The organism is Erysipelotrichaceae bacterium 66202529, from assembly GCA_017161075.1.
Lineage (GTDB): Bacteria > Bacillota_I > Bacilli_A > Erysipelotrichales > Erysipelotrichaceae > Clostridium_AQ.
Genome location: CP046174.1, coordinates 4,301,231 through 4,313,465, shown reverse-complemented (window position 1 = coordinate 4,313,465; position 12,235 = coordinate 4,301,231). Strand labels below are relative to the sequence as shown.

Annotated in this window: 13 protein-coding genes; 11 read left to right on the top strand and 2 right to left on the bottom strand. The window is 42.0% G+C overall.

Annotation, left to right across the window (positions count from 1 at the left end; genetic code table 11):
* The first annotated feature begins 18 nt into the window (after positions 1-18).
* From GKZ87_20365 to GKZ87_20355, 3 genes are read left to right on the top strand one after another with little or no spacing between them, the layout of a single operon-like run.
* Positions 19-1,236 carry an L-aspartate oxidase gene (locus tag GKZ87_20365; protein ID QSI27685.1) on the top strand — a complete coding sequence of 406 codons (1,218 nt, stop codon included), beginning with the start codon at positions 19-21 and terminating at the stop codon, positions 1,234-1,236.
* Positions 1,205-2,065 carry a carboxylating nicotinate-nucleotide diphosphorylase gene (gene nadC, locus GKZ87_20360; protein QSI27684.1) on the top strand — a complete coding sequence of 287 codons (861 nt, stop codon included), beginning with the start codon at positions 1,205-1,207 and terminating at the stop codon, positions 2,063-2,065. The genes GKZ87_20365 and nadC overlap by 32 nt, the downstream gene beginning before the upstream one ends.
* Before the next feature lie 37 nt (positions 2,066-2,102).
* Complete coding sequence (locus GKZ87_20355) at positions 2,103-2,654, top strand: HTH domain-containing protein (GenBank protein ID QSI27683.1); 552 nt, start codon at positions 2,103-2,105, stop codon at positions 2,652-2,654.
* A gap of 396 nt (positions 2,655-3,050) precedes the next feature.
* Here the strand turns inward: GKZ87_20355 and GKZ87_20350 are convergent, their stop codons facing one another.
* On the bottom strand, positions 3,051-3,584 hold the full coding sequence (locus tag GKZ87_20350) for a catalase (GenBank protein ID QSI27682.1): 534 nt from the start codon (positions 3,582-3,584) through the stop codon (positions 3,051-3,053).
* A gap of 853 nt (positions 3,585-4,437) precedes the next feature.
* Between GKZ87_20350 and GKZ87_20345 the strand changes: the two genes are divergently transcribed.
* Together GKZ87_20345 and GKZ87_20340 are read left to right on the top strand one after the other, a co-directional pair.
* Entirely contained in the window at positions 4,438-5,157 is a 720-nt protein-coding gene (locus tag GKZ87_20345) for a UTRA domain-containing protein (GenBank protein ID QSI27681.1), read from the top strand.
* 24 nt (positions 5,158-5,181) lie between these two features.
* Positions 5,182-6,633 carry a family 1 glycosylhydrolase gene (locus GKZ87_20340; protein ID QSI27680.1) on the top strand — a complete coding sequence of 484 codons (1,452 nt, stop codon included), beginning with the start codon at positions 5,182-5,184 and terminating at the stop codon, positions 6,631-6,633.
* 316 nt (positions 6,634-6,949) lie between these two features.
* On the opposite strand, the gene GKZ87_20335 is transcribed toward GKZ87_20340, so the two are convergent.
* On the bottom strand, positions 6,950-7,585 hold the full coding sequence (locus GKZ87_20335) for a ketohydroxyglutarate aldolase (GenBank protein ID QSI28032.1): 636 nt from the start codon (positions 7,583-7,585) through the stop codon (positions 6,950-6,952).
* Between the two features lie 351 nt (positions 7,586-7,936).
* Between GKZ87_20335 and GKZ87_20330 the strand changes: the two genes are divergently transcribed.
* From GKZ87_20330 to GKZ87_20305, 6 genes are all read left to right on the top strand, one after another.
* The gene (locus tag GKZ87_20330) at positions 7,937-8,419 is read left to right on the top strand and encodes a PTS sugar transporter (GenBank protein QSI27679.1); all 483 of its coding nucleotides are present in this window, start codon (positions 7,937-7,939) and stop codon (positions 8,417-8,419) included.
* Between the two features lie 15 nt (positions 8,420-8,434).
* The gene (locus tag GKZ87_20325; protein ID QSI27678.1) at positions 8,435-9,181 is read left to right on the top strand and encodes a PTS sugar transporter subunit IIC; all 747 of its coding nucleotides are present in this window, start codon (positions 8,435-8,437) and stop codon (positions 9,179-9,181) included.
* Positions 9,178-10,029, top strand: coding sequence for a PTS system mannose/fructose/sorbose family transporter subunit IID (locus tag GKZ87_20320; protein ID QSI27677.1), 852 nt, complete (start codon positions 9,178-9,180; stop codon positions 10,027-10,029). Before GKZ87_20325 ends, GKZ87_20320 begins: the two co-directional genes overlap by 4 nt.
* 79 nt (positions 10,030-10,108) lie before the next feature.
* Positions 10,109-11,041: a 3-phosphoglycerate dehydrogenase gene (locus tag GKZ87_20315; protein ID QSI27676.1), complete on the top strand. Its 933-nt coding sequence runs from the start codon at positions 10,109-10,111 to the stop codon at positions 11,039-11,041.
* 8 nt (positions 11,042-11,049) lie between these two features.
* Positions 11,050-11,652 carry an SIS domain-containing protein gene (locus tag GKZ87_20310; protein QSI27675.1) on the top strand — a complete coding sequence of 201 codons (603 nt, stop codon included), beginning with the start codon at positions 11,050-11,052 and terminating at the stop codon, positions 11,650-11,652.
* Positions 11,653-11,663: 11 nt separating this feature from the next.
* On the top strand, positions 11,664-12,077 hold the full coding sequence (locus tag GKZ87_20305) for a PTS mannose transporter subunit IIAB (GenBank protein QSI27674.1): 414 nt from the start codon (positions 11,664-11,666) through the stop codon (positions 12,075-12,077).
* The last annotated feature ends 158 nt before the right edge of the window (positions 12,078-12,235 follow it).

Sequence of the window (12,235 nt, the reverse complement as noted above, 5' to 3'; positions counted from 1 at the left end):
CCTAAGGAGGCGCAAACCATGCAAACAGATATGTATTATGATACAGTCATCGCAGGCTGTGGGGTTGCAGGACTTTATGCAGCGCTAAAGCTACCTGCCTCCAGCAATATTCTGATGATTTGCAAGGAGAGTATGGAGGAATGCGATTCCATGCTGGCCCAGGGGGGAATCTGTGTTCTTCATGATGAGGACGATTACGCTGCATATTTTGAGGATACCATGCGTGCCGGTCATTATGAAAATAACACAGAAAGTGTAGATATAATGATACGGCAGAGCCGACCAGTTATCGAGGAGCTGTTAAGGCTGGGTGTCCGTTTTGAAGAAAATGCAGACGGAAGTCTGCGCTATACACGGGAGGGTGGACATTCCCGGCCGAGAATCTGTTTTCATAAGGATATCACAGGAAAAGAGATAACAACCGTTTTACAAAAGCATGTGCGCGAATGTCCTAATATCACTGTTTGGCAACATACCAAAATGACAGATTTACTTGTTGAGCGTGGAAGCTGCAGGGGGATTGTTGTAGAATCCGCAAGCCAGCAGCTTATAAATATACATGCAGTGGATACAATACTGGCAACCGGGGGAATCGGCGGTTTGTATGAGCATTCCACGAATTATCCAAGTCTGACCGGAGATGCGCTGAGTATTTGTAAAAAACACGGTGTGCAACTGGATCATCTGGATTATGTACAGATCCATCCCACAAGTCTGTATACAAAGAAAAAAGGAAGAAGCTTTCTGATTTCCGAGTCCGCAAGAGGGGATGGCGCAATTCTTTTGAATGCAAAGGGAGAGCGTTTTGTTAATGAATTATTGCCAAGAGATGTAGTGTCACAGGCCATTTTTGAGGAAATGAAAAAAGACGGTTGCGAGCATGTATGGCTGTCCTTTCAGAATGTGTCAAAGGATACGATTATGAGTCATTTTCCAAACATATATGAAACCTGTAAAAAGGAAGGGTATGATATTACAAAGGAAATGATTCCTGTAGTACCAGCCCAGCATTATTTTATGGGAGGCATTCATGTGGGAAGTCATTCTCAGACAACTATGAAGCATTTGTATGCAGTTGGTGAAACAAGCTGTAACGGTGTTCATGGAAAAAACCGTCTTGCCAGCAACAGTCTGCTGGAAAGTCTTGTATTTGCGAAAAGAGCGGCTGAAAATATAACAGTCTGCCGGAAAGGAAAAAGAGCATATGAATCCAATCACGATGCAGCTTGTTGCTGATAAATATATCCGTCTTGCTTTAGAGGAGGACATTAACGGAGAGGATGTAACCACCTGTTCTGTCATGCCTGATTATAAGGAAGGAGAGGTTCAGCTAATCTGTAAGGAAGATGGTATTATTGCCGGACTTCAGATTTTTGAACGTGTCTTTACTCTGCTGGATCCGAAAACAAAGGTTGATTTTCTGGTTAAGGATGGCGATCAGGTGATGAAGGGTCAGCTAATGGGGACAGTACACGGCGATGTACGTGTGTTATTGTCCGGAGAGCGTACAGCTTTGAATTATCTGCAGAGAATGAGTGGTATTGCGACCTATACAAGAAATGTTTCTAAGCTGTTAGAGGGCTCAAAAACCTGTCTGGTGGATACAAGAAAGACAACACCTTGTATGCGTGTATTTGAAAAATATGCTGTTTTAGTCGGCGGCGGAAGAAACCATCGTTATAATCTGTCAGACGGGGTATTGCTGAAGGATAATCATATTGATGCTGCAGGCGGTGTGAGGCAGGCGATTGAGGCCGCAAGAAAGCATGCGCCATTTGTACGTAAAATAGAAATTGAAACGGAAAATCTGGAAATGGTTAAGGAAGCAGTGGAGGCAGGCGCGGATATTATCATGCTGGATAATATGACACCTGAGGTGATGAAGGAGGCTGTAAAGCTGATCGCAGGCCGTGCAGAAACAGAATGCTCCGGTAATATTACAAAGGAAAATATTGAACTGATGAAGGATATAGGGGTGGATTATGTATCGAGCGGTGCATTAACGCATTCCTCACCAATCCTGGATATCAGCTTAAAGCATCTGAGTGTTTTAGATGCAAAATAAACGATGTGTTGAAAAAAGAAAGGAGTGCAGAAGCCAGATGGAAACACCGTTAACAGGGGCACAGCGCCGTAAACGTATTCTATCCATGATGAGGCAGTCCTCAACACCATTGTCGGGAGGCGCATTAGGCAGGGATACCGGGGTAAGCCGTCAGGTAGTCGTACAGGATATCGCTTTACTGCGGACAGAGGGATATCCTATTATTGCGACTGCAAGAGGATACATTTTAAATGATACAAAGAAAGCAGTACGCCTGTTCAAGGTGTGTCATACAAGTGAACAGATCAGCGATGAGCTGGAGACTATTGTAGATCTTGGCGGCAGTGTGGAGGATGTGATGGTGAATCACAAAGCCTATGGTAAAATGTCAGCACCCCTTCGTATCCGCAACCGTCGTGATGTAGCTGTTTTACTGGATAATCTGAAAACAGGAAAATCTACACCGCTGATGAATGTCACTTCAGGGTATCATTTTCATCATGTCAGTGCTGACTCGCAGGAGATTCTGGATGAGATAGAAGAGAGTCTGAAACAGAAGCACCTGCTAGTGGAATTTCTTCCTTACGAGTTGGAGGAGGAAATTAAATAATGCAGGATACGCTGCTTTCATGAGACTGTGAAAATATAATTGTGACGAGCCGGATAAGCGACGTGCAGTGAATACAAATACAGCTTCTCACGTAAATAATATAAAAGAATGCATTAGAAATAATGAAAGAAGAAAGAAAGCTCCTAATCAATTATAGGAAATTTCCTTCTTCTTTTCGCATTATTTTTTCTGTAATATGAGTTAAAGACTTGATTCTGTTTTTCCTGACGGATATACGAGAATTATGGAAAATACAAAATGATTCATGTTCTACAATCCTTTTGTATCTTAAACACTTCCCTGCAGCTTAACGTGAAAGAGGATCCTTGATTCAGAATTCACGTTCTTCTTAATTTCTCTTTTTTCTTACCGCTCCTTTCATTATAATGCTTTTCGTTAGTAAGTTTCCTTTTTCAGTATCTCTTCTCTTATATATTCAATCGTAGCATCCGTGCCATGATCGCGCTGATATTCCAGTATCATTTTAAGCATTGCTCTTGTTTCATCATGCATAATGACATTATCATACCCGTTCATGAAATATTCATAGGCACTGCCGTCATGATAATTCTCTTTCATATAAATACGGGATGCCGCAGTACGGTCACAATACATTTCCACCAGATACTTGAGTGGCATCTTAACCGGCTTGATTCCTCCGACAGCATTATCGAGCCAGTATTCCCAGTGATGCTTGTTACGGCCCTTATGATGCAGCCATCCCAGGGAATATCCCTTCACTTCCTTTTCATAATCAATGGGACTGCGATTCCCCTGGAAGTACCTTACTCCTGCACAAAATTCTACAGGACTGTATTTGGAGAGGTCATGCAACAAACCCTGTTTATATAAACCACAGCGGAAGCATAGCTTTGTTACAGCAATTTTATGTGCTGTTATTGTCTTGAAATGTCCCAATAGCTTATTCATTACCTACACTCCTCTCACATTCCTATCTATTTTACCACGATACAATTATCCAGCCAATTCTTTTCACTATTTTATGTGCGCATGAGTATTCAGCTTGTATAAATAACATAGTTTCTTTCCTTTTCATATAACGTTCACACAGACTTCACATTCCGGTAGTATTATATAGACACAAGCAAAGCAATGCTTGTAAATCTTAATATGGTAATGGAATGTTTCCCCATCCCTATAAAAACAAAACAGCTATCATGTTTACAATTTTTTCATTTCCATTACCTGCCTTCATGCTGAACCTCTGTCCCTCGCAGAGGTTCTTTTATCAATCAGTAGTTATATATGAAATACAGTAGTTTTATAGCAGAATACTATTTTAATTATGATTATTATGAATATAATAAAAATAGTAGTTCATGATAATTAAGAAAAGTAGCATATGGTCTTATAAACGCTCCTGCTGTTCAACAGAAACGTAATTTGTAGTTTGAATCCATATGATTTGAAATATAGAAAAAACTATTATATGGCTCATTATGTAAAAGAAGGAGCTTAATTCCTATTACATAAGCATTTCAAAACATATAGGATTGTGAATGATAATTCAAATGCTAATCACATACTGTTCACACGCATGGTGTATCCTATATATACAGACATGTTTATGTCTGTATGAAGACGATGACAGTTTCTTATTCATCCATATGTTATCCATAGTCATTGTCGTAAAAGTCTCTGCCCCTTCACAGAGACTTTTTGTTTGAGTTTATTAAACATATATACTTTTATATCTATAAGTATATATTTTTATTGAACAAAAAGAAGAAACGTATTATAATTAGGTTATCGGAGGTGTGTCATGGTACCAAAATATATGCAGGTATATACAGGCTTGAAGGATGCTATTCTTTCAGAGGTATACAGGGCCAATGAAATGCTGCCAAGTGGAGAAGAGCTGGCAGCAGCGTATGATTGCAGTGTGCTTACTGTGAAAAAAGCGATGGATCGGTTGGTAAGTGAAGGCTATGTTGTACGAAAACGGGGTCTTGGCAGCTTTGTAAAGAAATGTGTCAGCCCAAATACAGGAAATATGCAGTCAATCCCGGTAATCGGCCGTGAGCTTATCCGGGAGGAGGTTACTTCCATTGTAGAGAAATTTAAGGTGTCTGCCTGTACACAGGATATTGCAGAAAAATTGAATATCAGGGAAGGTGATTTCGTATATGAAATAGAACGAATCCGTTTGTATAATGGGGAGCCAAGAGTTGTAGAATATACATGGATGCCATTACAAATTATTCCGGGACTTCAGTTATGTGATGTGGAAGCATCCATTTATGCGTATATCGAAAAACAGCTGCAGAAGCATATTCAAAGTGCCCGCTTATCCTTCCAGGCTGTTCGGCCGCAGAAGCTGGAAAAGAAGTATTTTAAAATGGATGAACATGATTTTGTATGTCAGGTAGAAGAAATTGCATACCTGGATACATCAGAAATCTTTGAATATTCCATTGCACAGCATGTACCGCAGTATTTCCACTTTGAGACAAATGTAATAAAGGAATTGTACGAAAGCTGATGAAACAGTCAGAAAGGAGAACATATGTACTTTCAGAAAACAACAGGATTTCCAACTAATTTTTTATGGGGCAGTGCTTCTGCCGCTTACCAGATCGAAGGCGCTGATCGTGAGGATGGAAAGGGTGTATCGAATTGGGATGAATTTGTAAAGATCCCGGGAAAAACCTTTAAAGGTACAACGGGTGCTATCGCTGTCGATTTTTATCATCATTATAAAGAGGATATCGCCCTCATGGCAAAAATGGGCTTAAAGACCTACCGCTTTTCTATTGCATGGACAAGAATCTATCCAAAGGGCAGAGGAAACCTAAACGAAGCAGGGCTTATATTTTATGATAATGTAATTAACGAATGCTTGAAATATGGAATAGAGCCGATGGTGACAATATATCATTGGGATATGCCGCAGGCATTGGAGGAAGCATATCACGGTTGGGAATCGCCGCAAATTATAGATGACTTTGTGAATTATGCCGTTACCTTGTTTGAACGCTATGGAGATCGTGTAAAATACTGGATCACCATGAACGAACAGAATATTTTCACTTCCATGGGATGGATGGAAGGACTGCATCCACCGGGAAAAATTGATCAGCTGAAGCTGTTTTATCAGGTGAATCATCATGCGAATGTTGCACACGCAAGAAGTGTTATAGAACTGAAAAAGCGGTTTCCAAAGGCGATGGCTGGGGCAAGCTTTGCCTTTTCCCCTTGCTATGCCATAGATTGTCATCCTGAAAATGCCATGGCAAAGGAAGATTATGACGATTTACGTAATTACTGGTGGATGGATATCTACGGTTACGGCCGTTATCCAAAGAGTGCTATGAAATATTTGAAATCCATTAACTGTGCACCGGATGTTACACAAAAGGAAATGGAAGATATCAGGCAGGCTGCACAGCTCATAGATTTTATGGGTGTGAATTATTATCAGACAGCAGTTGCGGAATATAACGATATCGACGGTGTTGGGGCAAATCACGAGGTGAATACAACAGGCGAAAAGGGAACTGCGAAAATCAGTGGTGTTCCCGGTCTGTATAAGAATCCTGCGAATCCATATCTGAAAACAACAGACTGGGATTGGACGATTGATCCCATGGGAATTCGTATGTGCTGCCGTATAATTACCTCCCGCTATGATCTACCGATTATAATATCTGAAAACGGGCTAGGTGCGTTTGATAAACTGGAGGATGATAAAACAATTCATGATCCTTACCGTATTGCGTATCTGCGTGCTCACCTTGCGGAATTGAAAAAGGCGATTGATGACGGATGCGAGGTTCTTGCCTATTGCACATGGTCTTGTACAGATTTATTAAGCTGGTTAAATGGATATCAGAAGCGCTACGGTTTTATTTATGTTGATCGTGAGGAAGCGGATGACAGCGGAACATTAAACCGATATCCAAAGGATTCCTTTCACTGGTACGCTGATGTGATTGCCTCAAATGGAGAGAATTTGTAGGACATAGAGTACCTTATCGGAATACTGCTTAGATGGAAGCTTTGAAAAAGGATTCCAAAACCGAAGGTATGGATAGAAATCAGATTTATAAAGTGTATTTACGATGATATTTCTGCTGCTGATGAGAATTCATGAAAGTATGAAATTTTGGAAAAACAATTCGGCAGGAATGGATATCTGGATTATTTGTCAGATATAGAATCCTTTGCATAAAGAAAAACAAAAAGAAAACGCATGGAACACCTTGGGGTATGCTTCATGCGTTTTCTTATTATTTATTTGAAAGGAAAAGTTATTGAATAGCTACTGCTGGCTGTTATTTGTTAGCTCTGAAGCTGGTAATAATTTCATGAATCTTTGCGGCATTTGCTGCGATATCCTCACTGCTTCCCTTGGTCAGCAGACCTCCAAAGCCGCATACATCTACACCGTTTTCCAACCATGTTCTCAGGTTGTCAAGATTGATACCGCCGCTTGCCAGTATTGGCATGTCAGGAATCGGCGTTTTAAAAACCTTTACAAGCTTTGAACCATAGAAATCGGAAATTGGGAAAGCCTTGATAAAGGCTGCTCCGTTGCTCAGTGCATCCACACACTCCGTAATGGTAGTACATCCTGGAGCATAAGGAATCTGATAGCGATTGCACATTTTTGCAACATCCTCATTATAATTCGGCGCAATGATAAAATCTGCACCATGCAGAATTGCATGTCTTGCGGTTTCAGCATCCAGCACAGTTCCCGCTCCTACACAAAGGGCATCCTTGTACTTCTCTGAAAGTCCCTGAATGATATCTCCTGCATTATTTAATGTATAGCTCATTTCCATGACGGGGACACCACCCTTCATGCAGCCCTCAGCTATCTCACATGCGCGATCCAATGTTTCCGCACGCACAATAGCAAGTGCCCCTGCCTCGTACATACGTTTTGTGACGTTCATTTTTTTCATGTTCATAATGACATCCTCCTTGCCTATATCTTACGTTGTTTTAGAAACGCTTACAATTGGATGACCAAACAAAATTACAGATGAAATATGTACGGTTAAACATATGCGCTCAGGAATGAAAAAAATCCTTACTCCCTATCTTGCATATGTCGAAAAAGCCTATAAATAAAGGCTTTTTGTATGATTGTACAAATTGCTTATATTATATAGAAAGCAGCGCTTCGTCTTTTTTTCTTAACCTTTTTTTAGCTTTGTGCGTTTGACCAAAAACGACACAATTTTTTTAGCTTGTTTGAACATAGCGACTTGAAAGCGATTTCAATATAATGTAGGTGTAAGGAGGAATTCAACATGAGTATTGAACTAACAAGAGTAGATTTCAGATTGATTCACGGTCAGGTCATTACAAGATGGCTGACACAGTGCCAGATCAATGAAATCGTAACAATCGACACTGCCCTGAGCAAGGACGCATTCATGCAGGAAGTATTTAAAATGGCCGCTCCAAAGGGTGTTAAAATTACAATCGTAAATGTAGAGGATGCTGTAAAGCGCCAGCAGGAAGGAGCCTTTGATAAGAACCGCGTCATGGTACTGTTCAAGGGTGTGGCAGAATTAAACGCTGCTGTACAGGCTGGCCTGAAGCTGGAAAAGGTACAAATCGGCGGACTTGGCGGTGGCCCTGGCCGCAAGGCTGTAAACAATGCAATCACGCTGGACAGAGCAGATGCAGATACTCTGCTTGAACTGGAAAAGATGGGGATTGAAATTTATTTCCAGACAACTCCGGATTATCCTTCCGAAACACTTCAAAAAGCTGTCGCTAAATTATAACAGGAGGACATGTATATGGTAATTCAAGCAATTTTAGTCGGTATACTGTACTGGCTTTCCATGGGACGTGCAAGCTACTTTGTATCCTTCGCATTCCGTAAGCCGGTCGTACTGGGCGTTTTCATCGGTCTTGTATATGGGGATGTACAAACCGGACTGCTGTATGGGGCAACCATTCAGCTGATGTATATGGGAGGTATTGAAGCAGGAGGAAATATTCCAAGTGACCAGGGACTGGCAACCTGTATTGCAATCCCTGCCGCAATCGCAAATAATCTGGATCCGGCTGCTGCTGTGGCACTGGCTGTTCCATTCGGTGTACTTGGTGTATTGATCAACAACGTTCGCCGTACCATCAACTCATTCTATAACACAAAGGCTGATAAGTTTGTAGAGGATAAGCAGTATGACAAGCTGTCCATCTTCTCCTTCGTACTTCCATGGCTCACCAATGGTGTATTGTATTTCACACCGGTATTCATTGCGACATTATTCGGTTCCAGCGTTGTACAGGCATTTATCAATGTCATTCCGGAATGGGCAATGAACGGACTTACAAACGCAGGAAACATGCTTCCAGGCTTAGGATTTGCTCTGACGCTGGTTGTCATGGGGAAAAAGAAGTATCTGCCATTCTTCGTACTGGGATTCTTCCTGTATTCTGTCATGGGCTTCTCCATGCTGACAGGAGCTGTCATCGCATTATGTCTTGCGCTGATCGTATCCCTATTCAAACAGAACGATGAGGAGGAAGTTGCATGAGTGAAGCAGTAAACAGTGTAGCCGCTGAGGAAAAGAAAACAATCGTAACAAAAAAAGATCTCTTAAAGGCATGGTGGAAATGGACGCTTGCAGTAGAGGTTCCGGTAAGCTTTGACCGTATGCAGGCCCTTGCCTTTGGATATTCGATGAATAAGGTATTACGTAAGCTGTACAAGGATGACCCGGAGGAGCTGCAGGCAGCTATGCGCCGTCATACCTCCATGTTTAATACAAACTGTGACTGGGGAAGTATTATTCACGGTATTACCATCTCATTGGAGGAACAGCGCGCACTTGGTCACGATGATATTTCTCCTGAGGTTATTCAATCCTTAAAGCTTGGTCTGATGGGACCTCTGGCAGGTATCGGTGACAGTGTGGATCAGGGAATCGTTGCGACCATCCCATTGGCAATCTTTGTACCAATGGCTTTGGAAGGCTCTGTTATCGCAGCCTTTATTCCAGGACTTATTTACATCGCATGGAGCTTTGGCTGGTCATGGTTCCTCTTCAACAAGGGATATTCCCTTGGTAAAAACTCCGTATTGGAAATTCTGCATTCCGGAGCTATTAAAAAGGTTATTGATATCGCAAGTATTGTCGGTCTGTTCATGATCGGATGCCTGTCTGCCTCTTATATAAAGGTACAGACCATTGTGGAATTTGCCAGTGACACATCCACTGTGAAGCTGCAGGAAATCATTGACGGTATTCTGCCGAATATGCTTCCGTTTATCGTAGTCATGGGAATGTATCTGTATATCACAAAGCGAGGGCCAAAGTATATTCGTCTGATGATTTATACAATGATTATCGCTATCGTATTAACCTTCTTCCATATCATATAAGATGCGAACAAATCCATGGAAGATCATGGATTTGTTTTCATCATCGGCATTTGGAAGAACGTAAAAGGAAGGAGCCTATATGAAAGTACTAATTACCCCGAGAGGGTTTGCCAATTACGGCCTGGATCAGGTAGAGCTGATGAAATCCAAAGGCTTGGATGTGCATTACAATGCTACCGGTAAGGCGTATACGCATGAGGAGTTTAAGGAGCTGGCAAAGGATGCAGATGCCATCATCGTCGGTGTGGATAACATGGATAAAGAAATGATGGAGGGCTGTCCAAAGCTGAAGGCTGTGTGCAAATTCGGTGTTGGAATTGATAACATCGATCTGGAGTATGCAAAGGAGCATAATATCTATGTCGGACGTTGTGTGGGAAGTAATTCCCGTTCGGTTGCCGAGCATGTCTTATCTATGATGTTTATGGAAGCAAAAAATCTGTATACCAGTGTACGGGATGTAAAGGAGCATGGCTGGAACAAGCCGACAGGACGGGAAATCTATGGTAAAAAGCTGGGAATTATCGGCTTTGGAATGATTGGAAAGTACCTTGCGGATTACGCATATGGCTGCGGTATGGAGGTCTACGCTTATGATGCCTTTGCAATCACAGATGAAACGGCAAAGCAGCACCATGCAAAGATCAGCACACTGGAGGAAATCATAACAGAATGTGATTATATATCTCTTCATGTGCCTTTACTGGATAGTACAAGAAATATGATATCTACAGCGGAATTTAAGAAAATGAAAAAGGATGCCTGTCTGCTGAATGCTGCACGGGGCGGCATCGTGGATGAGACTGCGTTATATGAGGCATTGAAGAACAAGGAAATCCGCAGTGCCTGCTTTGATGTATACAGCAGTGAACCGCCAAAACAGGACGATCCGCTGCTTGCATTGGATAATTTCCTGTTAACACCGCATACCGCGGCACGAAGCATGGAAAGTGAACAGCGCACCTGCGCTATGTCAACCGGTATTATTTTGGAACAGCTATTAGGGAACTAGGTGAATATATGGTAGAATGTGTAAAAGAATATCTGAACAATATTGAATCAGAGTTAGGGAAAAATATAGAAGATATGGATATGGAAAGCATAGAAAAAGCTTCCCGTATCATAATGGAAAGTGAAAAGCAGGGGGGAAGAATCCATGTTACAGGTATTGGAAAACCGGGACATGTGGCAGGCTATATCGCATCCCTGCTGTCATCAACAGGAACCAGTGCTTATGAGCTGCATGGTACTGAGGCCGTGCATGGCTCCAGCGGTCAGGTGAAAAAAGGGGATGTGGTCATTGCCATTTCCAATAGTGGAGAAACAATGGAGTTGGAGGCAACCGTACAGACCCTGCTTGCAAACGGTGCGCATATTATCAGCTGTACAGGAAATCCGCAGTCTACACTGGCAAAGCAGTCAGAGGTATGTCTGGTAGCCCATGTGGATGAGGAAGGGGATGAGCTGAACAAGCCGCCGCGCGCATCCATATTGTCAGAAATCCTGATACTGCAGTGTTTAAGCGTTGTATTGCAGGAGGCAAAAAAGCTGGATCTGAAGCAGTATGTGAAATGGCATCCGGGAGGAAGCCTTGGCAAGAGCATCAAGGAAATGCAGAAATAACAGGAGGATGTATGGAAAATTTTAATATCGTGATCGGAACTCACGGAAAATTCGGTGAGGAGCTGGTAAATTCCGCAAGAATGATCGCAGGAGCATTGGAGCATGTGGAATGCTGCTCTCTTTTACCGGAGTATTCCTTTGAAGATTATATGAAGCTTGTGGATGAAACAATGAGTAAAAAAGAGGGCTTTACCATCGTACTGGTTGATTTGTATGGCGGTACTCCCTGCAATGTTTTTACAGTGATGAGCAGAAAGTATCAGTATCCGGTGCTTACAGGCTTAAATCTTCCTATGCTGATCGATCTCTATCTGAAGCTGTCCAATATGGAGGAAGCAGATTTGCATGAGGAAGCACTGCTGAAGGAAACAATGGAAACCCTGCAAACCAGCTGTGTGCATACGAATACACAGCTGGAGTCCTGAAAAGCGTAACGTCTGGACAAACCCTGTCATATGAATTATAATTTCCATGAAAGCACTATCATGCAGAAGGGGATATTTTATTCGTGTTTACCTTATGGTACTATTGGCATACAGGGAAGATGTCAGACTTCATGAGAGTTGTACTCTTGCGAAAGGAG

Excerpts from the sequence above, each read along its gene's own strand:
- nadC (QSI27684.1), top strand. The coding sequence starts at position 1,205 with ATGAATCCAATCACGATGCAGCTTGTTGCTGATAAATATATCCGTCTT.
- GKZ87_20335 (QSI28032.1), bottom strand. The coding sequence starts at position 7,585 with ATGAAAAAAATGAACGTCACAAAACGTATGTACGAGGCAGGGGCACTT.
- GKZ87_20330 (QSI27679.1), top strand. The coding sequence starts at position 7,937 with ATGAGTATTGAACTAACAAGAGTAGATTTCAGATTGATTCACGGTCAG.
- GKZ87_20305 (QSI27674.1), top strand. The coding sequence starts at position 11,664 with ATGGAAAATTTTAATATCGTGATCGGAACTCACGGAAAATTCGGTGAG.
- GKZ87_20355 (QSI27683.1), top strand. The coding sequence starts at position 2,103 with ATGGAAACACCGTTAACAGGGGCACAGCGCCGTAAACGTATTCTATCC.
- GKZ87_20340 (QSI27680.1), top strand. The coding sequence starts at position 5,182 with ATGTACTTTCAGAAAACAACAGGATTTCCAACTAATTTTTTATGGGGC.
- GKZ87_20350 (QSI27682.1), bottom strand. The coding sequence starts at position 3,584 with ATGAATAAGCTATTGGGACATTTCAAGACAATAACAGCACATAAAATT.
- GKZ87_20345 (QSI27681.1), top strand. The coding sequence starts at position 4,438 with ATGGTACCAAAATATATGCAGGTATATACAGGCTTGAAGGATGCTATT.
- GKZ87_20310 (QSI27675.1), top strand. The coding sequence starts at position 11,050 with ATGGTAGAATGTGTAAAAGAATATCTGAACAATATTGAATCAGAGTTA.
- GKZ87_20315 (QSI27676.1), top strand. The coding sequence starts at position 10,109 with ATGAAAGTACTAATTACCCCGAGAGGGTTTGCCAATTACGGCCTGGAT.
- GKZ87_20365 (QSI27685.1), top strand. The coding sequence starts at position 19 with ATGCAAACAGATATGTATTATGATACAGTCATCGCAGGCTGTGGGGTT.
- GKZ87_20320 (QSI27677.1), top strand. The coding sequence starts at position 9,178 with ATGAGTGAAGCAGTAAACAGTGTAGCCGCTGAGGAAAAGAAAACAATC.
- GKZ87_20325 (QSI27678.1), top strand. The coding sequence starts at position 8,435 with ATGGTAATTCAAGCAATTTTAGTCGGTATACTGTACTGGCTTTCCATG.